At 61.0% G+C, this 17,594-nt stretch carries 20 protein-coding genes; 13 read left to right on the top strand and 7 right to left on the bottom strand.

Translation table 11 applies throughout. The annotated features are described in order from the left end of the window. Positions 1 to 192: 192 nt before the first annotated feature. Positions 193 to 1,188, top strand: a complete 996-nt coding sequence (locus ACSQ26_RS23500) for a BMP family lipoprotein (protein WP_436013198.1) — start codon at positions 193 to 195, stop codon at positions 1,186 to 1,188. A 94-nt stretch (positions 1,189 to 1,282) separates the two neighbouring features. Here the strand turns inward: ACSQ26_RS23500 and ACSQ26_RS23495 are convergent, their stop codons facing one another. Then, positions 1,283 to 1,504, bottom strand: a complete 222-nt coding sequence (locus ACSQ26_RS23495; RefSeq protein WP_436013196.1) for a SlyX family protein — start codon at positions 1,502 to 1,504, stop codon at positions 1,283 to 1,285. Positions 1,505 to 1,616: 112 nt separating this feature from the next. Between ACSQ26_RS23495 and ACSQ26_RS23490 the strand changes: the two genes are divergently transcribed. The 5 genes from ACSQ26_RS23490 to deoA are packed head-to-tail and all read left to right on the top strand — an operon-like array spanning position 1,617 to position 6,977. Then, entirely contained in the window at positions 1,617 to 3,152 is a 1,536-nt protein-coding gene (locus tag ACSQ26_RS23490) for an ABC transporter ATP-binding protein (RefSeq protein WP_436013195.1), read from the top strand. Next, entirely contained in the window at positions 3,149 to 4,279 is a 1,131-nt protein-coding gene (locus ACSQ26_RS23485) for an ABC transporter permease (RefSeq protein ID WP_436013193.1), read from the top strand. The genes ACSQ26_RS23490 and ACSQ26_RS23485 overlap by 4 nt, the downstream gene beginning before the upstream one ends. Positions 4,280 to 4,282: 3 nt before the next feature. Continuing rightward, complete coding sequence (locus ACSQ26_RS23480; RefSeq protein ID WP_436013191.1) at positions 4,283 to 5,257, top strand: ABC transporter permease; 975 nt, start codon at positions 4,283 to 4,285, stop codon at positions 5,255 to 5,257. A gap of 1 nt (position 5,258) precedes the next feature. After that, on the top strand, positions 5,259 to 5,663 hold the full coding sequence (locus ACSQ26_RS23475; RefSeq protein WP_436013189.1) for a cytidine deaminase: 405 nt from the start codon (positions 5,259 to 5,261) through the stop codon (positions 5,661 to 5,663). Positions 5,664 to 5,666: 3 nt separating this feature from the next. Then, positions 5,667 to 6,977, top strand: coding sequence for a thymidine phosphorylase (gene deoA / locus ACSQ26_RS23470; RefSeq protein WP_436013187.1), 1,311 nt, complete (start codon positions 5,667 to 5,669; stop codon positions 6,975 to 6,977). Here deoA and ACSQ26_RS23465 read toward each other — a convergent pair. The 6 genes from ACSQ26_RS23465 to ACSQ26_RS23440 all read right to left on the bottom strand — a co-directional run bounded on the left by ACSQ26_RS23465 (position 6,970) and on the right by ACSQ26_RS23440 (position 11,474). Beyond that, positions 6,970 to 7,494, bottom strand: coding sequence for a TIGR02281 family clan AA aspartic protease (locus ACSQ26_RS23465; protein ID WP_436013185.1), 525 nt, complete (start codon positions 7,492 to 7,494; stop codon positions 6,970 to 6,972). The two genes, deoA and ACSQ26_RS23465, sit on opposite strands and share 8 nt — an antisense overlap. Positions 7,495 to 7,612: 118 nt before the next feature. Further along, a complete protein-coding gene (upp, locus tag ACSQ26_RS23460) occupies positions 7,613 to 8,242 on the bottom strand; it encodes a uracil phosphoribosyltransferase (RefSeq protein ID WP_436013183.1) in 630 nt (209 codons plus the stop codon). 109 nt (positions 8,243 to 8,351) lie between these two features. Continuing rightward, positions 8,352 to 9,572, bottom strand: coding sequence for a phosphopentomutase (locus ACSQ26_RS23455; protein ID WP_436013181.1), 1,221 nt, complete (start codon positions 9,570 to 9,572; stop codon positions 8,352 to 8,354). Positions 9,573 to 9,667: 95 nt separating this feature from the next. Then, positions 9,668 to 10,300, bottom strand: a complete 633-nt coding sequence (locus tag ACSQ26_RS23450; RefSeq protein ID WP_436013179.1) for a TadE/TadG family type IV pilus assembly protein — start codon at positions 10,298 to 10,300, stop codon at positions 9,668 to 9,670. Then, entirely contained in the window at positions 10,293 to 10,898 is a 606-nt protein-coding gene (locus ACSQ26_RS23445; protein WP_436013177.1) for a TadE/TadG family type IV pilus assembly protein, read from the bottom strand. Before ACSQ26_RS23445 ends, ACSQ26_RS23450 begins: the two co-directional genes overlap by 8 nt. A 144-nt stretch (positions 10,899 to 11,042) precedes the next feature. After that, the gene (locus ACSQ26_RS23440; protein WP_436013175.1) at positions 11,043 to 11,474 is read right to left on the bottom strand and encodes a pilus assembly protein N-terminal domain-containing protein; all 432 of its coding nucleotides are present in this window, start codon (positions 11,472 to 11,474) and stop codon (positions 11,043 to 11,045) included. Between the two features lie 456 nt (positions 11,475 to 11,930). On the opposite strand from ACSQ26_RS23440, the gene ACSQ26_RS23435 reads away from it, so the two are divergent. From ACSQ26_RS23435 to ACSQ26_RS23405, 7 genes are all read left to right on the top strand, one after another. After that, on the top strand, positions 11,931 to 12,107 hold the full coding sequence (locus tag ACSQ26_RS23435) for a Flp family type IVb pilin (protein ID WP_436013173.1): 177 nt from the start codon (positions 11,931 to 11,933) through the stop codon (positions 12,105 to 12,107). A 198-nt stretch (positions 12,108 to 12,305) separates the two neighbouring features. Beyond that, a complete protein-coding gene (locus ACSQ26_RS23430) occupies positions 12,306 to 12,473 on the top strand; it encodes a Flp family type IVb pilin (RefSeq protein ID WP_436013171.1) in 168 nt (55 codons plus the stop codon). 16 nt (positions 12,474 to 12,489) lie between these two features. Next, complete coding sequence (locus ACSQ26_RS23425; RefSeq protein WP_436013169.1) at positions 12,490 to 13,005, top strand: A24 family peptidase; 516 nt, start codon at positions 12,490 to 12,492, stop codon at positions 13,003 to 13,005. Positions 13,006 to 13,114: 109 nt separating this feature from the next. Then, a complete protein-coding gene (cpaB, locus tag ACSQ26_RS23420) occupies positions 13,115 to 13,936 on the top strand; it encodes a Flp pilus assembly protein CpaB (protein ID WP_436013167.1) in 822 nt (273 codons plus the stop codon). 15 nt (positions 13,937 to 13,951) lie between these two features. After that, positions 13,952 to 15,526: a type II and III secretion system protein family protein gene (locus tag ACSQ26_RS23415; RefSeq protein WP_436013165.1), complete on the top strand. Its 1,575-nt coding sequence runs from the start codon at positions 13,952 to 13,954 to the stop codon at positions 15,524 to 15,526. Positions 15,527 to 15,540: 14 nt separating this feature from the next. Then, a complete protein-coding gene (locus tag ACSQ26_RS23410) occupies positions 15,541 to 16,221 on the top strand; it encodes a CpaD family pilus assembly protein (protein WP_436013163.1) in 681 nt (226 codons plus the stop codon). Between the two features lie 59 nt (positions 16,222 to 16,280). Then, positions 16,281 to 17,573 carry an AAA family ATPase gene (locus ACSQ26_RS23405; RefSeq protein ID WP_436013161.1) on the top strand — a complete coding sequence of 431 codons (1,293 nt, stop codon included), beginning with the start codon at positions 16,281 to 16,283 and terminating at the stop codon, positions 17,571 to 17,573. Positions 17,574 to 17,594 lie beyond the last annotated feature (21 nt).

Below are 17,594 nucleotides of genomic sequence, written 5' to 3'. Positions count from 1 at the left end.
GGCATCTGCCGGTTTTTTTTACCATTTGAAAAATTTTTGGTGAATTTTTTCTTCCACCATGCAAGGATGCCGCGCAGCCGGGTCTCGGGAGGTTTGAGGCCGGTCGGAAGGTGCGTGGCGCGCTTACGCTCAAGAGGGGAGCGTGCCCGAGCTGAACCAAAGAAAATGTGTTAGCAAAAACAGGGCTCACAAATGAAAAAAATTCTTCTGACACTCATGGCCACTGCATCCATGGCCGCTTCGGCTTTGGCAGCCGACGTCAAGCCAGCACTGATCTATGACCTTGGCGGCAAGTTCGACAAGTCGTTCAACGAAGCGGCCTTCAACGGCGCCGAGAAGTTCAAGGCCGAAACCGGCATCGAATATCGCGAGTTCGAAATCGCCAACGACGCGCAGCGCGAACAGGCGCTGCGCAAGTTCGCCGGCGACGGCAACAACCCGATCGTGGTCGCAGGCTTCTCATGGGCCGCGGCACTAGAAAAGGTCGCGGCTGAATATCCCGACACCAAGTTCTCGATCATCGACATGGTCGTCGTCGGCAAGCCGAACGTCAAGTCGATCGTCTTCAAGGAACAGGAAGGCTCCTATCTTGCGGGCGTCATGGCCGCGATGGCTGCCAAGTCCAAGAAGGCCGGCTTTGTCGGCGGCATGGATATCCCGCTGATCCACAAGTTCGCCTGCGGCTTCGTCGGCGGCTTCAAGTCCGTCGCCAAGGACGGCGAAGTGCTCCAGGCCTATACCGGCACGGATTACACCGCATGGAACGACCCGGTTAAGGGCGGCGAAATCACCAAGTCGCAGATCGCCCAGGGCGCCGATGTCGTCTATCACGCCGCTGGCGGCACCGGCGTCGGTGTTCTCCAGGCGGCTGCCGAAGCAAACAAGCTCGGCATCGGTGTCGACTCCAACCAGAATGGCCTGCAGCCCGGCAAGGTCCTGACCTCGATGCTCAAGCGCGTCGATGTCGCGGTCTATTCGTCCTTCATGGATGCCAAGAACGACAAGTTCGTCGCCGACATCCAGAATCTCGGCCTCAAGGAAGATGGCGTCGGCGTCGCGCTCGACGACAACAACAAGGCGCTCGTGAGCCCGGAAATGCTCGCTGCGGTCGACAAGGCCAAGGCTGACATCATTGCCGGCACCGTTCAGGTCCACGACTACATGTCGGACGAGAAGTGCCCCTACTGAGACTAGTTGAGAAGGCCCGCCTCTTCACATGAAGGGGCGGGCTTGTCATATCCAGGGGAATGGGACGCGGGCAAGATCCGGACACCGGGCAGCGTCAATAGTGGGGCGGCCGTGTGATCGCGGGGGCTTCGAGGCTTGATTCTTCGATCGCGCTAAATCGCTCCTTCAGCTGTTCGAGCGTCTTCTGCATCTTGTCGATGGCGTTCCACTGGCTGGCGATCTCGGCCGACAGTTCGTCGATGGTTCGCGCCTGGTGGGCAGCGAGTTCCTCGAGTTCGGTAAGGCGGGCGGGCAGGGCGCCGGTCGCATCTTCCATGGCTTCAATCCCCGATAATTTCGTCAAAGGCGCTGGACATCAGGCCCGGAACCTTAAAATGTGAATCGTATGCGCCGCCATGAGAGGCAGGCCGTCAGCGATATGGACCGTCATGAGCGAACTCGCCATCGAACTCAAGGGCATCGACAAGAGCTTTGGGCCTGTCCACGCCAACAAGAATATCGACCTCAAGGTCCGCAAGGGCACGATCCATGGCATTATCGGCGAAAATGGTGCCGGAAAATCGACGCTGATGTCGATCCTGTATGGCTTCTACCAGGCAGACAAGGGCGAGATTCATATCGGCGGCAAGCAGGCTAACATCAAGGATCCGAGTGCCGCGATCGCATCCGGCATCGGCATGGTCCACCAGCATTTCATGCTGGTCGAGAATTTCACCGTGCTCGAGAATGTCATGCTCGGCGCCGAGGACAGCCCGATCCTCAACAAGGGTATCGCCAAGGCGCGCAAGGAGCTCAAGCGGCTTGAGGACGAATACGAGATGGAGGTCGATCCGGACGCCCTGATCGAAGAACTGCCGGTCGGCATCCAGCAGCGGGTGGAAATCCTCAAAGCCCTGTTTCGCGGTGCCGAAATCCTCATCCTCGACGAGCCCACCGGCGTGCTGACGCCGGCCGAGGCCGACCATCTGTTCCGCATTCTCGGACAGCTCAAGGACCAGGGCAAGACAGTCATCCTCATCACCCACAAGCTGCGCGAGATCATGGCAATCACCGACGAAGTCTCGGTCATGCGCCGCGGTGAGATGGTCGCGACCCGTGAGACGGCGAAGACCTCGGTCGAGGAACTGGCCGAACTGATGGTCGGCCGCCGCGTGCTGCTGCGTGTCGAGAAAGGCGAGGCCAAGCCCGAGGGCGTAAAACTTGCGGTGCGCAATCTCACGGTCCGGGATTCCCGCGGCGTCACCATGGTCGATAACGTCTCGTTCGATGTCCGCGCCGGCGAGATCGTTGGCATTGCGGGTGTCGCTGGCAACGGGCAGTCCGAACTGCTCGAAGCGATTTCAGGCATGCGCCGCGCCGTGTCCGGCAGCGTCGAACTCGATGGCAGGGATACGGATGCCACCGGCCATCGCGATCCGGCGGGCTTGCGCAAGCGCGGTCTCGCCCATGTGCCCGAGGACCGCCACCATATGGGCCTGGTGCTGAAATTCGAGGAGAGCGAGAATTCCATCCTCGGCTACCACGACGACCCCAAATACGGCCGCGCCGGCCTGCTCAATGTCGACGCCATCCGTGCCGATGCGCAGGCCAAGATGGAGCAGTATGATATCAGGCCGCCCAATTCCCGGTTGAAGACCGCCAATTTCTCCGGCGGCAACCAGCAGAAGATCGTGCTGGCGCGTGAAATGGAACGCGACCCGATCGTGCTGATCATCGGCCAGCCGACGCGCGGCGTCGATGTGGGCGCCATCGAATTCATCCACCGCCGCATCATCGAAATGCGCGACGCCGGCAAGGCCATTCTGCTGGTCTCGGTCGAGCTCGACGAAATCCGCTCGCTGGCCGATCGTATCCTCGTGATGTTTGCCGGCCGCGTGGTCGGCGAGCGCACGCCCGAAACGCCCGAAGGCGAGATCGGCCTGCTCATGGCCGGCGTCGAACAGAAACTGGAGGCTGCCGAATGAGTGCGCCCTTTGCGAAACTGCCGAACTGGGCGGAATATGGCCTGATCCCGGTGATCAACCTCGTCGTTGCCTTTCTGATTTCGGGCCTGGTCGTGGTGTTTGCCGGCGAAAATCCGTTCAAGGCCGCCTATCTCATGGTTTCGGGCGCCTTCGGCTCGGGCGAGGGCATTGGCTACACACTCTACTATGCGACAAACTTCATCTTCGCCGGGCTGGCGGTCGCCGTCGCCTTTCACGCCGGCCTGTTCAATATCGGCGTCGAGGGCCAAGCCTATGTCGGCGGCATCGGTGTCGCGGCCGCCGCGCTCGCATTCGATGCCACGCTGCCCTGGTATCTCGTTTTTATGCTCGCTGTCATCGGCGGCGCCATCATGGGTGCGCTCTGGGCGCTGATCCCGGCCTGGCTGCAGGCCTATCGCGGCAGCCACATCGTCATCACCACCATCATGTTCAACTATATCTCGTATAACCTGATGCTGTGGATGCTGAACAATGTCTACAAGCCGCTTGGCTCCATGGCGCCGCAGTCGCGCACCTTCGGGCCGGGTGGTGAAGTGCCGAAGCTCGATTGGCTACTCGCCATATTCGGCCTCGACAACCGCAACTCGCCTTTCAATCTCACCTTCCTTCTGGCGCTTCTGGCCGCCTTCCTGGTCTGGGTGCTGATCTGGCGGTCGCGGCTGGGTTACGAGATCCGCACGCTCGGCTTTTCCTCGGGCGCAGCGCGCTACGCCGGCATCTATGAGAAGCGCATCATCATTATCACCATGCTGATTTCGGGCGGCCTTGCCGGCCTCCTGGCGATCAATTCGATCATGGGCGACCAGCACCGCATCCAGCAGGAATTTGTCTCCGGCGCCGGCTTCGTCGGCATCGCGGTGGCGCTGATGGGCCGTTCGCATCCCATCGGCATCGTGCTCGCCTCCGTGCTGTTCGGCATGCTCTACCAGGGCGGTGCCGAAATCGCCTTCGACATGCCCAATATCTCGCGCGACATGATCGTGGTCATCCAGGGTCTTGTTATCCTGTTTGCCGGCGCGCTCGAACACCTGTTCCGGCCGTGGGTCGTGGAGGCCTTCGCGCGAGCGCGTAGCAGGACGACCGCAACCATCGTGGAGAGGGCGTGAACCATGGGCAATGTCGATCTCTACGTTTCGATCATCCAGGGCACGATCCGCAATTCGGTGCCGCTCATCCTGACGGCACTGGCCGGCCTTTATGCCGAGCGCTCGGGCGTTGTCGATATCGGCCTTGAGGGCAAGCTGCTGGCGGCGGCTTTTGCGGGTGCCTCCGCCGCGGCCTTCACCGGGTCCGCTACGCTGGGCCTGCTAGCCGCCGTTCTCTGCGCCGTCGCCTTCTCCGCGGTCCATGGCTATGCCTCGATTTCCCAGCGCGGCGACCAGATCGTCTCCGGTACAGCGCTTAATTTCATCGCCATCGGCGGCACGGTGATCATCGGCCAGGCCTGGTTCAACATGGCCGGCCGCACGCCCTCGCTGCCGCCGGAAGCCAAATTCGCCAGCGACTGGGGACTGCCCTTCCATCAGGCGCTCGCCGGCATCCCGGTATTCGGCGACATCTATTCGCGCATCCTGTCAGGCCACTACTGGCTGACCTATTTCGCCTATGCGCTGATCCCGATCACTTGGTGGATACTCTACCGCACCCGCTTTGGCCTCAGGCTCCGCGCCGTGGGTGAAAATCCCGGCGCCGTCGACACGGCCGGTATCTCGGTCGTCAAGCTGCGTTACCAGGCCGTGCTGCTCGGCGGCGTGTTTGTCGGCCTCGCGGGCGCCTTCCTATCGATGGCGGTCAGTTCCGGATTCACCAAGGGCATGTCGGCAGGCAAGGGCTATATCGCGCTCGCGGCACTGGTCTTTGCCAATTGGAAGCCGAAGAACATCCTGTTCACCTGCCTGCTGTTTGGTTTCCTCGATGCCCTGTCGATCGCCTATCAGGGCGCCAGCATTCCGTTTGTCGGCCAGATCCCGGTTCAGGTCTGGACGGCTTTGCCCTATGTCCTGACCGTCGTGCTGCTGGCCGGCTTCATTGGCAAGGCTATTCCGCCCAAGGCTTCGGGCACGCCTTACGTCAAGGAGCGTTGAGATGGCCGTCACGGATATCCTGTTCGAAGCCGCGCAAGACGCGATGACCCGCTGCCATGCGCCCTATTCGAAATTCCCGGTGGGAGCCGCGATCCTGGCCGAGGACGGCAAGGTCTATAAGGGCGCCAATATCGAGAACCTCGCCTTTCCGCAGGGCTGGTGCGCCGAATGCACCGCGATCGGGGCGATGGTTATGGGCGGCGCAAGGAGGATCATCGAGATCGGCGTCATAGCCGAAAAACTGGCCTACTGCCCGCCCTGCGGCGGCTGCCGGCAGAAGATCGCCGAATTTGCCGATCCATCGACATTGATCCATCTCTACGACGGCGCAGGCATGGTGAAGACAATGACCATGAATGAGCTTCTGCCCTTCAGCTTCCAGACCGATACGATCGATAGAGGCTGAACGATGATCCCGCAGGAAATCATCCTGACCAAGCGCAACGGCGGCGTGTTGGGTGCACCGGAGATCAGGGAATTCATCCAGGCGCTTTCCGACGGGCGACTGTCCGAGGGCCAGATCGCGGCCTTTGCGATGGCCATCTGGTTCAATGGCATGAACCGCGACGAGACCGTGGCGCTGACGATCGCCATGCGCGATTCCGGCGACGTCATGGCCTGGCCGGATCTCGACCGGCCGGTTGCCGACAAGCATTCGACCGGCGGCGTGGGAGACAATGTCTCGCTCATGCTGGCGCCGATCGTCGCCGCCTGTGGTGCTTCTGTGCCGATGATATCGGGCCGGGGTCTCGGCCATACGGGCGGCACCCTCGACAAGCTCGAATCCATCCCCGGCTACGATATTTTCCCGAGCGCCGAACGCTTCCGGGAGATCGTCGGCGAGATCGGCTGCGCTATCATCGGCCAGACCGGCGAGATCGCGCCCGCCGACAAGCGGCTCTACGCCATCCGCGACGTGACCGCCACCGTCGATTCCGTGCCGCTGATCACGGCCTCGATCCTGTCCAAGAAGCTTGCGGCCGGCCTCCAGTCGCTGACCATGGATATCAAGGTCGGCAACGGCGCCTTCATGCAGACCATGGAGGAGGCCGAGGTGCTGGCCCGCTCGATCGTCGACGTGGCCAACGGTGCCGGCGTGAAGACGACCGCGCTGATCACCGATATGAATCAACCGCTTGCGGATTGCGCCGGCAACGCCGTGGAAGTGGCACATGCCATGGCGTTCCTCGAAGGGCGCAAGTCGGGCACGCGGCTCCACGAGGTGGTAATGGCCTTCGCCGCCGACATGCTGGTCAATGCCGGCCTCGCGCCCTCGCTTGCCGAGGCACACGCCAAGGCCTCACATGCCTTGGACAGCGGTGCCGCGCTGGAGCGATTCGGCCGCATGGTGCATGCGCTAGGCGGGCCATCGGACTTCTCGGAGAACTGGAAAACCCATCTGCCGGTCGCACCAATCGTCAGGCCCGTGCCCGCACGCGAAAGCGGCTTCGTCTCGGCCTACGCGACGCGGGAAACAGGCCTCGCCGTGATCGCGCTCGGTGGCGGACGGACACATCCGGACGATACGATCGACCACCGGACCGGCTTTTCAGCGATTCTTCCTGGAGGTACCAGGGTAGAGCGGGGGGATCCCATCGCCTTCGTCCACGCGGCCGACGAGGCGTCGGCCGAACGGGGCACATGGCATTATCTCTCTGCCGTGACGATTGCCGATGAGGCACCAGCGCATTCGCCGGTCATACTCGACAGGATCAGTTGACGAGCTTCAACTCGTCGTTCTCCGCCTTGTAAGAGGAGAGTTTCTTGAGGAAGCTCATGCCGATCAGCGGGAAACTCAGCGCCTTGCCGCGGATCACCATCGCATCGACATTGCGCACCTGCACGGTGCCGATCTCGACGGATTTGAGGATGATGCGTGCCGCCTTGACCTTGCCGTTGGCGGTCGCGACCTCGTAGCGGAACTTCAGGTCGTTGCCGCCATAGCCGAGGCTGCGCGCCGTCATTTCGGAAAGCGTCACGAAGGTCGCGCCGGTATCGATCATTGACTCGACCGGCTTGCCGTTGATGCGGAACTTGCCGCCGAAATGGCCGTTGTCGGCCGCTCTCAGCGTATAGCTGCGGCCGTCGTCGGCAGGCGCCGAAGCATCGACCAGGCTCGCATGCGCCCCGACCTCTTCCTTCGCGGCTTGTTTTGTCCCGACAAAGCCGACCATACTAGGAACATTGACGGCGACGACGATCGTCGCTGACCAAATCAGAATTGCACGTCCTATCATCACGACCGTTCCAGCCTCAAAACATTGCTGAAACGCTAGGCCCAATTCCTCATCAAATGGTAAAACCAGTAATTTTCAGGGGCTTGGAAGGCAATCGCCTGATTGGAGGGTTAACGGATCACTTCGTTCCGTACATGCGGTCGCCCGCATCGCCCAATCCCGGCACAATATAGCCCTTCTCGTTGAGATGGCTGTCGATCGAGGCCGTGTAGATCGGCACATCAGGGTGCACGCTGTGGAAGTTCTTGATCCCTTCGGGGGCGGCCAGCAGGCAGAGGAAGCGTATGTTCTTGGCATTCCGTTCCTTGAGCTTGTCGATCGCCGCGATCGAGGAATTGCCGGTCGCCAGCATCGGATCGACGACGATCACCAGCCGCTCGTCGATATCCTCGGGAGCCTTGAAGTAATATTCCACCGGCTTCAGCGTCTCGTGGTCGCGGTAGACGCCGATATGGGAGACGCGCGCCGAGGGCACGAGATCGAGCATGCCTTCGAGCAAGCCGTTGCCGGCGCGCAGGATGGAGGCGAAAACCAGCTTCTTGCCCTCGAGCACCGGCGACTGCATCACCTGCAGCGGCGTCTCGATCTCTTCCATCGTCATTTCGAGGTCGCGCGTCACTTCGTAACAGAGCAGCGTCGAGATCTCGCGCAGCAGCCGCCGGAAGCCGGCCGTGGAGGTCTCCTTCTTGCGCATGATCGTCAGTTTGTGCTGCACAAGCGGATGATCGATGACTATGACGCCGTCCATGGGAGAAGCCTTCCGAGCATAGAGTTTCCAGTTCGACTCTTTTCATGCCCAGCCGTCATTCGCAAGCTTTTGGCGGCGGATTTGTCCTATCATCCCCAAACGTGAAGTTCTAAAGGAAGCTCCGTCCATGCTGTCCCGCCGCTATGCCGAGATGCCGCGCCACCGTCTCGCCAATATCGGCAAAACTCTTGAGTACGCCTTGCGCACCGGGCCGTATCGTCGGGCCGAACGCCAGCACCGGCACCTTTTCGCGGGTATGGTCGGTGCCGCGCCATGTCGGGTCGCAGCCGTGGTCGGCGGTCAGGATCACCAGGTCATGCGGCCGCATCTTGCGGGCTACCTCGGGCAGGCGCCGGTCGAAGGCTTCGAGCGCCGCGGCATAGCCCGGCACGTCGCGCCGGTGTCCGAAAAGCTGGTCGAAATCGACGAAATTGGTGAACACCAGATCGCCGTCGCCCGCCTCGTCCATCGCGACAAGCGTCGCATCGAACAGCGCGTCGTTGCCATTGGCCTTTGTGAGTGTCGAAATGCCCTTATGCGCAAAGATGTCGCCGATCTTGCCGACCGCATGCACCTGCCTTCCGGCCTCTACCAGCCGGTCGAGAAGCGTGGGCTCGGGCGGCGGCACGGAAAAATCCCGCCGGTTGCCGGAGCGCACGAATGTCTCGCGGCTCTCGCCAATGAAGGGCCGGGCGATGACACGCCCGATATTCAGCGGATCGAGAATGCCGCGCACCGTCTCGCACATCGCGATCAGCCGATCGAGGCCGAATGTCCGCTCATGCGCCGCGATCTGGAACACGGAGTCGGAGGATGTGTAGCAGATCGGCTTGCCGGTCCGCATGTGCTCCTGGCCGAGTTCCGCGATCACTGTGGTGCCCGAGGCGTGCTTGTTCCCCAATATCCCGGGCAGATCGCAGGCGGAACAGATCTGCTCCACGAGCTCGGGGCTGAACGCGTCGCCCTCGTCAGGGAAATAACCCCATTCGAACATCACGGGCGTGCCCGCGATCTCCCAGTGGCCGGAGGGTGTATCCTTGCCGCGCGAGGTTTCGCTCGCGGCTGCATAGGCGCCGATCACCTTGTCCGGACGCTCCATGCCGGCCGGCCAGAAGCGCGAGGCGGCTTCATGGGCATGCAGCAGGCCGATCGCACTCATATTGGGCAGCTGCAATGCACCTTCGCGCAGGCCTGCCCGGTCGCCGGCGCCGGCAGCGCAGAATTCCGCGATATGGCCGAGCGTGTTAGCGCCGAGATCGCCATAGGCCTCGGCATCGGGCGCATTGCCGATGCCGAAGGAATCCAGCACAAAGAGAAAAGCCCGCGCCATGCGATCGCCTCGTTGAGGTCATCAGGGCGCGCATATCGGGTCGCGCGCCGGTTCCGCTGGCGTAACGCGACATCCGCCAATTTGCAACGGGATTGCTAGCCGCAGTCGCTGCAGGGCACGTCATTGCCCAGGCGCTCACGATAATAGAATTCGCGGTTGATGGTGATCGTCCGTGTCGAGGCTTCGCTGCCGGCCGGCGAGCCGAAGAACAGCAGCATCGTGTGCTCCACCGAAAGCTCGGATCGCACCAGGAAGGAATTGGCCTTCTTCAAGTCGTCGGGGACAGCCACGGCCGAGCCCTTTGTATAGGGGTTGCCGCCACTTTCGTCCCATGACCAGAGCACCTGGGCATTGCCGCCGCCGTCTATCGTCACCCCGGTGATCTTGAGCTTGAGGCCGGGAGCCGGGCTCGGCGCGATGGTGGCCTCGGCGGTGTCGACCATTTCAGTCAGGAACGCCTTGTTCACCGTCTCCTGCCGCGTCACGATATCGGCGATCGTGCCGGCGGCCTTGAGCGTCTTCTGGGCAACGGAATAGCCCGTCGTGATCTCGAACGAACTGATATAGATGGCAAGCAGGATCGGGGCCAGGAAGGCAAATTCCATGGCGCTCGCGCCCGATCGGTCGCGAGCCACGTCCCGGAGCAGGCCAAACGCACGGTTGAGGCGCAGGAACACGCCCGATCGGCCGCCGATCTTCACATCCGACTTCGCGACCTGTTCACTCATTGTAGTCCTCGTTCTCGAAAGCGGCGGTCTGCACGATCAGGAAGTCCGTCGGAACGGGCTTGTTGGCGGGGCGGATATTGGTGATGTAGGGCCGCATCAGGTCGGTCATGATCTGCCACCGATAATAGGCGCGCAGCATGTTCTTGGTTTCCGGGCCGCCGGGAGAGAATGCGAATTCGGTCGTGTCGAGGTCGGAATAGGTGTCCGTGGAGATCTTGGGGACCTCGCGCGGCATGTCGGCGAAACTCGCGAACTGCCGGACGTCGAGATAAAGTTTCTCCGGCGTGGTGGCCTCGGTCGCTGAGCACATGCCCATCAGTTTGACCTCGTCGCAGAACATCTGGCGGAATTCGGCTTCCGTCACGTCGGTGGGCTTGCCTTGGCCGAATGTGATTTCACCCGTGCGCAGCTTGCGCGCCATGGTCTCGACGGCGTTGGCCATCAGCTGCTCGCCTGCAAAGGCAACGAAGGTCTCGAAGATTGCGAAGATCAGCAGAAGAAAGGGAACGGCAAGCAGGGCGAATTCGAGCGCGGCCGCGCCCTCACGGTCGCGGCCGAGACGAAACAGCGATCGCAGTCGCCGCGGCCTCTTACGCATGTCCTTAGAATCCATATGGATGCCCGTCCGCCACAATGTGAAAAGTCACAATAGCGGCAAAGCTTTAAGCCCGGGTTTTTGGCGCGGCGGGTTTTTTACGTATATTCGCAATAGGATGGTAAGGATTTGGCCGGCCTGCGGCCTTTACTTGCTGTCGCCGCCAGTTAGCGCTTGATGTTCTTCACAGGAGGGCGTGCAGGAAAGCACCGTGCGCTCCGTCTGCTTGAACAGGCGCACCGTGTTGCCCTCGTCGATCGAGACCAGGATCCGCTCGTCGAGCAGCGCATTGCCTTCCGCGTCCAGCAGCACCAGGTTGGTCGTGCCGAATGCTTTCCCAGTCAATACGATAGTGCGGGAATCCGCCACCGTTGCATCCGCGACCTCGGAATTGCCGACGATGACCTTGGAAACCGGCTGGTCGAGCTTCAGAACCTTGGCGTGGTTGAGGAACACGCGCATCATGCCCTCTTCATCCTCGGCCAGGCCAATTGCAGGCACGGCGAGCGAAGCTGCCACCGCGAAAACGCTCGCGTATATTATATGGAGGGATGTCCGGAGGGTTGGCCCTACGCGCATGTCTGTGCTTTCAGATGGTCTTTGCTGAACGAAATGTGGACGAGAATGATGAATGAAGCCTTAAAGTGTCATGTAATAGCGATGTTCGCCGGTAAGAAGTGTTGAAGTGCCTCCGGCACATGCGATTGAACCTTCAGGTTTATTTTTACGGCACGTGGCGTCTACTGAGCTGTTCAGGAACATGATCGGAAGAATCCGGCGTTGGCGCTCCCTGTCGTCGGCAAAAGTAACTTGACAAAAAATATCATAGATTCAACGTTTTGAAGTAAAAAACAGAATATTTTACCGATCGAATTACGAGCTTGTTCACCAAGTCTGTCTTTGGAAAGCATTTACCGGTTGTTAACCGAATTTCTTAAGTCGCAAGCAACGACCCGTATGTAGATTGTGTTCATCCGATCCAACGGCCAAAAAGTTGGCGGAAGTGCTGATGTAATAGTTACCAAGGAGACGACCATGTCCGCGATTTTCGCACGCTTTATGAAAGATGAGTCCGGCGCTACCGCCATCGAATACGGCCTCATTGCTGCTCTGATCTCCGTTGCCCTGATCACCGGTGCAACGACCCTCGGCGGCGCTCTGAACAACCAGTTCCAGAACCTGTCGACCCACCTTGATACGCCGGCGGGCTGATAATTCAGAACATTCTCATTCTGAATCGAGCTTGAAGAAGCCCGCCTCTCGGGAGGTGGGCTTCCTTCATTTTCGCCGGGTTTGGCGGCAAATGGCACACTTTATTTGCAATTTCACGGTCTTTTCCATCACCGGATTAGCTTCGTTTAAAGGTTTGGGTGATTAGATCAGTCGATGCATTGCCGGAGCAAGAGTTTTATGTTTGCAAAATTCATCGCATGCGAAGACGGCGCCACGGCCATCGAATACGGGCTGATATCCGCGATCATGGCCGTCGCGTTGCTCACCGGCTTCGGAGCATTCAGCAACGCGATAAGCAATCAATTCGTTTATCTATCCGACACGATGACCAATTCCTGGAACTAAAAATAGGCTCGTCGCAATGGTTACGGCTGCAATTCTGGTTGTTTTCCCGCTGTGCATGGCCATGGCTGCCTGCAGCGACCTCCTGACCATGACCATCCCCAACCGCCTGTCGGTGATCCTGATCGCATCGTTTCTCCTGATCGCGCCGTTTGCCGGGCTCTCGCTTCAGGATATGCTGATGCATCTCGCAGGCGGCGGCATTGTCTTTGCGGCCTGCTTCGCGCTCTTTGCCTTCGGCATCATGGGCGGCGGCGATGCCAAGATCCTGGCTGCCAGTGCGCTGTGGTTCGGTTTCGACCAGAGCCTTCTCGTCTATATCATCTATGTCTCGGTGTTCGGCGGCCTGCTGAGCCTCGCCATTATCAGCATGCGCTCCCAGCACGATATGATCATGACCTATGGCATCCCCGTTCCGCAGACAATGATGCATGCGAAGAAAGTGCCATATGGCATTGCCATTGGTGCCGCGGCCTTCATCGCCTATCCGTCTTCGCCACTGGTATTGTCGGCACTCGGCATAGCGCAGTCGTGATCATGTTTATCTTCAATTAACTATAGCTGTAAGCATAAAGTTAACCATAATTACACCAATTGCTGATCATTCTGCGCGTTGAAATCAGTTCAATCCGCAGGGATCACCAATGAAGCCCGCCCGACTCATCATTCTTACCGTCGCCCTGCTCGCGGCCGGCGCTGCCGCGTTCCTGGCCTTGAAGCTGACGGGCCGCGAGCGCGTCGTCGAGCTTCAGGCGGAAACGGTCATCAAGAAAGAGCCGTCGATCAACGTTCTGGTCGCAGCGGCGAATCTGCCGGTCGGCTCGCGGCTGACCGAGGAATCGATGCGCTGGACCGGCTTTCCGGAAGGCAGCATCGTCGAAGGCTTCATCACCGACCAGGCCCGTCCCGAAGCGCTCACCGAACTCAAGGATGCGATCATCCGCATGCCGATCTTCGAGGGCGAACCGATCCGGCCGGAAAAGATCGCCGATGCCAGCGGCGCGATCATGTCTTCGCTCCTGCCCTCGGGCAAGCGCGCGGTTGCCGCCGACATTTCCGTCTCGACCTCGGCCGGCGGCTTTATCCTCCCCAATGACCGCGTCGATGTGATCATGGTCAAGAAGGATGAGCAGGACGGTTACGATACCGAGACGATCCTCTCCAATATCCGCGTTCTGGCCATCGACCAGGAAGTGCAGGAAAAGGACGACGCCAAGACCTTCGTCGGCGCCACGGCGACGCTCGAACTGACCCCCGAACAGGCAAAGGTTCTCGCCGTCGCCACGCAGATGGCCGACCGGCTGACGCTGGCGCTACGCTCGGTGGCCGATGCGCAGGAGCCCGACGCGCTTGTCGCCAAGCACCTGCTGTCGGGCGAAGGCAATCGCAATACCATCCAGATCATCAAGTCCGGTGTCATCCAGAAGATGAACGACGCCAAGACGTCCAGCGAACAGTCGCAGTAAACGGGGCCGAAAGAGATGACATCAAGATCCACAATCCTCGCCCCGCTCAAGATCGCGCTCTGCCTGTCGCTCACATTCGCAGGCATTCCGGGTTTCGAGACCAACATGATTGCGGGCCTCGGCACGCTGCCTGCCGCGGAGGCCGCCCAGGCGATGATCAAGATCTCGCAGGTCGGCCCCGGCGTGAACAGGAAGATCAAGCTCGGCCTCAACAAGGCGGTGGTCATCGACCTGCCGACCGATGCGCATGATATTCTGGTCGCCGACCCCGCGATCGCCGACGCCGTGACCCGCTCGTCGCGCCGGCTCTATGTCTTCGGCAAGCAGGTCGGCCAGACCAATGTCTTCATCTTCGGGCCGAACGGCGAGGAACTGATCTCGGTCGATCTCGAAATCGAGCGTGACATCACCGGCCTCGAAGTGAACCTCAAGCGCTTCATTCCGGAATCCGACATCAAGGTCGAGATCATCTCCGACAATATCGTGCTTACCGGCACGGTCCGCACGCCGCAGGATGCCTCGCAGGCCGAGAAGCTCGCGGAAATCTTCGTCAAGGGCGGTGAAGCCACCACCCGTAATGTCTCCGCCTCATCGACTTCGGCTACGGGCGATGCCTCGGTCGCGCTCTTCAACGAAGACCGCCAGCAGTCCCAGATCGTCAACATGCTGACCATCGAGGCCGAAGACCAGGTGATGCTCAAGGTCACTGTCGCGGAAGTCAGCCGCAGTGTCATGAAGCAGCTCGGCGTGAACAGTGCGATATCCGGTGACAATGGCACGATCAGCTTCCAGAACCCGACCAATCTCGGCGGTGCGACGAACTGGATCAATCCGACCCAGGCGACCGGCACCATCGGCGGCCTCGATATCTCGGCTTTCGTCAACGCGATGGAACAGGCGGGTGTCATGCGCACTCTCGCCGAACCGACCCTGACGGCGATATCAGGCGAACAGGCCAAGTTCTATGTCGGCGGCGAGTTCCGCATGGTCGGCCAGCAGGACGTGGACGACGGCGGCGTCACCCGCGAACACGAACAGGTCGAATACGGCATCAGGCTCAATTTCAAGCCCGTCGTGCTCGCGCCGGGCCGTATTTCACTGCAGATCGAGACGAATGTCTCCGAGCCGACCTTCGAAGGCTCGGTCACCTCGGCCGGCACGATCTGGCCGATCATCGGCAAGAAGAAGAGCGTCGACATTGCGGCCTCGACCCTGATGGGCATCCGCAAGCGCGAAGCCTCGACCACCGTCGAACTGCCCTCCGGCGGCTCGATCGTGATCGCCGGCCTCGTCCGCGACGATATCCGCCAGGCGAGTTCGGGCACGCCGGCACTGATGAACATACCGATCCTGGGCACGCTGTTCCGCTCACGGGATTTCCAGCGCAACGAGACCGAACTGGTGATCATCGCCACGCCCTATCTCGTCAGGCCCGTCGAACGGTCCAAGCTTGCCCGCCCGGACGACAACTTCAATCCGGAAAACGATGTGACCGGCTTCTTCCTCAACCGGGTCAACAAGATCTACGGCCGCAAGGAAAACAGGCAGCCCGGGCCGTATAACGGCACCATCGGCTTCATCTACAAGTGAGAAGGGGACCCGCAATGATCAACGAAAACAAGAAATTCCGCCTTCTCAAACTCGCTTCCGTGGCCGCCCTGATCGCTGTCGCCGCAACGATGTCGTCCTGTGCCGCAAGGCCCGACCGGCAGACCACGAGCGGCATCCCGGACGATTACCGGACGCGGCATCCGATCACGCTGGCCGAAGTCCAGCACAATCTCGATGTGCCGGTCGGCACCGGCGAACACCGGCTGCCAACGGGCACGCGCGACCTCATCCGCGGCTTCGTGCAGGACTATGCTGCCTTGTCCTCGGGCACGATGCTGGTCGCGGCCCCGACGCAGTCCGCCAATGCCGGCACCGCCCAGGTGTTGAAGGCCGAGGTGCGGCGCGTGCTGATCAACGCCGGCGTCAAGCCCAGCCGCGTCGTCGTGACCTCCTATGATCCGTCGAATGTCGAAGCCTCGGCCCCGATCAGGCTCAGCTTCGTCGCTGTCACCGCCATCACCGGCGAATGCGGCCAGTGGCCGACGGATCTCTTCGGCCCGACGATCATGGACAATACCAACTGGGAGAATTTCGGCTGCGCGACCCAGCAGAATCTCGCGGCCCAGATCGCCAACCCGACGGACCTCGTCGGACCGCGCGGCACGTCGCCGATCGATGCCCAGCGCCGCGCCGAAGTCATCCGGGTCTATCGTGAGGGCGACACCACGCCGTAAGGCGGGCGCGGGCTGCCGCGCCGCCGATGTCAGGAATTTGAAAACGGAAGTCCAGGACCATGAACGCAGTCGAATATGGCATCAACACGGGGCAGGACGAGCCCGAGGCCGAGGTCCAGACCCGGCCCGGTGATCTCGATCATCTCCGGCCGCTTCCCCGCATATCGGTTCATGCCTTTTGCGAAACCGAAGGCATGTTCACGGTCATGGAAAAGCTCGCCCAGGACCGGCGCATGGCCAAGGTCTCCTTCCGGGTGACCCAGGGCAGCATCCAGGCCGCGGCCAACATGTTCTCCTCGGCCCCGACGCCCAATCTCATCATTCTGGAAACCGGCGCAGTGCCGGCCGATATCATGGAGGAACTGGCCCCGCTTGCGGAGGTCTGCGATCCCTCGACCAAGGTCGTCCTCATCGGTCGTTACAACGATATCCCGCTCTATCGCGAACTGATCCGCAACGGTATTTCCGAATACATGGTGGCGCCGGTCGCGCTCGCCGATATCATCGCCGCAATCTCCTCGATCTTCGTCGATCCCGAAGCCGAGCCGCTCGGCCGCACCATCGCCTTCATGGGCGCCAAGGGCGGCGTCGGATCGTCGACCATTGCGCATAACATCGCCTGGGGCGTCTCGACGCTCTTCTCGTCGGAAACCATCCTCGCCGATCTCGACCTGCCCTATGGCACCGCCAATATCGATTTCGACCAGGACCCGGCCCAGGGCATCGCCGAGGCGGTGTTCTCGCCGGAGCGCCTCGACGACGTGTTCCTCGACCGCCTGCTGACGAAATGCTCCGAGCGGCTGTCGCTCCTGGCGGCGCCCTCGCTTCTCGACCGCGCCTATGATTTCGACCGCGTCGCCTTCCAGCCGATCCTGGAAATCCTGCAGCGCACCGCGCCGGTCAGCATTCTCGACGTGCCGCATGTCTGGAACGAGTGGACCCGCTCGCTGCTGGCCGATGTCGACGAGATCGTCATCGTCGCGTCGCCCGACCTTGCCAACCTGCGCAACGCCAAGAACCTGTTCGACCAGCTCAGGAAACTCCGGCCCAACGACAGGGGCGCGCATCTGGTGCTCAACCAGGTCGGCATGCCGAAGCGGCCGGAAATCCTGCCGCAGGACTTCTGCCAGCCGCTCGACCTCGAGCCGATGGCGATCATTCCCTTCGACGTCCAGTTGTTCGGCCAGGCGGCGAATTCGGGCCGCATGATCGCGGAACTCGATTCGAAATCGCCTGTCGCCGAAATCATGTCGCAGATCGCCCATGTGGTGACTGGACGCGCCTCGGTGAAGAAGCCCAGGAAGGCCGGCCTCGGCGGCATTCTCGGCCGCCTCGGCAAGAAAAAGAAGTAGTTGCATTCGCTTTTGGATTGG

Origin of the sequence: Rhizobium sp. LjRoot254 (assembly GCF_964254105.1) — a bacterium.
Classification (GTDB): domain Bacteria; phylum Pseudomonadota; class Alphaproteobacteria; order Rhizobiales; family Rhizobiaceae; genus Rhizobium_E.
Note: the sequence above shows the minus strand (reverse complement) of the source record. Positions and strands in the feature narration are given on the sequence as shown.

Excerpts from the sequence above, each read along its gene's own strand:
- ACSQ26_RS23500 (WP_436013198.1), top strand. The coding sequence starts at position 193 with ATGAAAAAAATTCTTCTGACACTCATGGCCACTGCATCCATGGCCGCT.
- ACSQ26_RS23495 (WP_436013196.1), bottom strand. The coding sequence starts at position 1,504 with ATGGAAGATGCGACCGGCGCCCTGCCCGCCCGCCTTACCGAACTCGAG.
- ACSQ26_RS23490 (WP_436013195.1), top strand. The coding sequence starts at position 1,617 with ATGAGCGAACTCGCCATCGAACTCAAGGGCATCGACAAGAGCTTTGGG.
- ACSQ26_RS23485 (WP_436013193.1), top strand. The coding sequence starts at position 3,149 with ATGAGTGCGCCCTTTGCGAAACTGCCGAACTGGGCGGAATATGGCCTG.
- ACSQ26_RS23480 (WP_436013191.1), top strand. The coding sequence starts at position 4,283 with ATGGGCAATGTCGATCTCTACGTTTCGATCATCCAGGGCACGATCCGC.
- ACSQ26_RS23475 (WP_436013189.1), top strand. The coding sequence starts at position 5,259 with ATGGCCGTCACGGATATCCTGTTCGAAGCCGCGCAAGACGCGATGACC.
- deoA (WP_436013187.1), top strand. The coding sequence starts at position 5,667 with ATGATCCCGCAGGAAATCATCCTGACCAAGCGCAACGGCGGCGTGTTG.
- ACSQ26_RS23465 (WP_436013185.1), bottom strand. The coding sequence starts at position 7,494 with ATGATAGGACGTGCAATTCTGATTTGGTCAGCGACGATCGTCGTCGCC.
- upp (WP_436013183.1), bottom strand. The coding sequence starts at position 8,242 with ATGGACGGCGTCATAGTCATCGATCATCCGCTTGTGCAGCACAAACTG.
- ACSQ26_RS23455 (WP_436013181.1), bottom strand. The coding sequence starts at position 9,572 with ATGGCGCGGGCTTTTCTCTTTGTGCTGGATTCCTTCGGCATCGGCAAT.
- ACSQ26_RS23450 (WP_436013179.1), bottom strand. The coding sequence starts at position 10,300 with ATGAGTGAACAGGTCGCGAAGTCGGATGTGAAGATCGGCGGCCGATCG.
- ACSQ26_RS23445 (WP_436013177.1), bottom strand. The coding sequence starts at position 10,898 with ATGCGTAAGAGGCCGCGGCGACTGCGATCGCTGTTTCGTCTCGGCCGC.
- ACSQ26_RS23440 (WP_436013175.1), bottom strand. The coding sequence starts at position 11,474 with ATGCGCGTAGGGCCAACCCTCCGGACATCCCTCCATATAATATACGCG.
- ACSQ26_RS23435 (WP_436013173.1), top strand. The coding sequence starts at position 11,931 with ATGTCCGCGATTTTCGCACGCTTTATGAAAGATGAGTCCGGCGCTACC.
- ACSQ26_RS23430 (WP_436013171.1), top strand. The coding sequence starts at position 12,306 with ATGTTTGCAAAATTCATCGCATGCGAAGACGGCGCCACGGCCATCGAA.
- ACSQ26_RS23425 (WP_436013169.1), top strand. The coding sequence starts at position 12,490 with ATGGTTACGGCTGCAATTCTGGTTGTTTTCCCGCTGTGCATGGCCATG.
- cpaB (WP_436013167.1), top strand. The coding sequence starts at position 13,115 with ATGAAGCCCGCCCGACTCATCATTCTTACCGTCGCCCTGCTCGCGGCC.
- ACSQ26_RS23415 (WP_436013165.1), top strand. The coding sequence starts at position 13,952 with ATGACATCAAGATCCACAATCCTCGCCCCGCTCAAGATCGCGCTCTGC.
- ACSQ26_RS23410 (WP_436013163.1), top strand. The coding sequence starts at position 15,541 with ATGATCAACGAAAACAAGAAATTCCGCCTTCTCAAACTCGCTTCCGTG.
- ACSQ26_RS23405 (WP_436013161.1), top strand. The coding sequence starts at position 16,281 with ATGAACGCAGTCGAATATGGCATCAACACGGGGCAGGACGAGCCCGAG.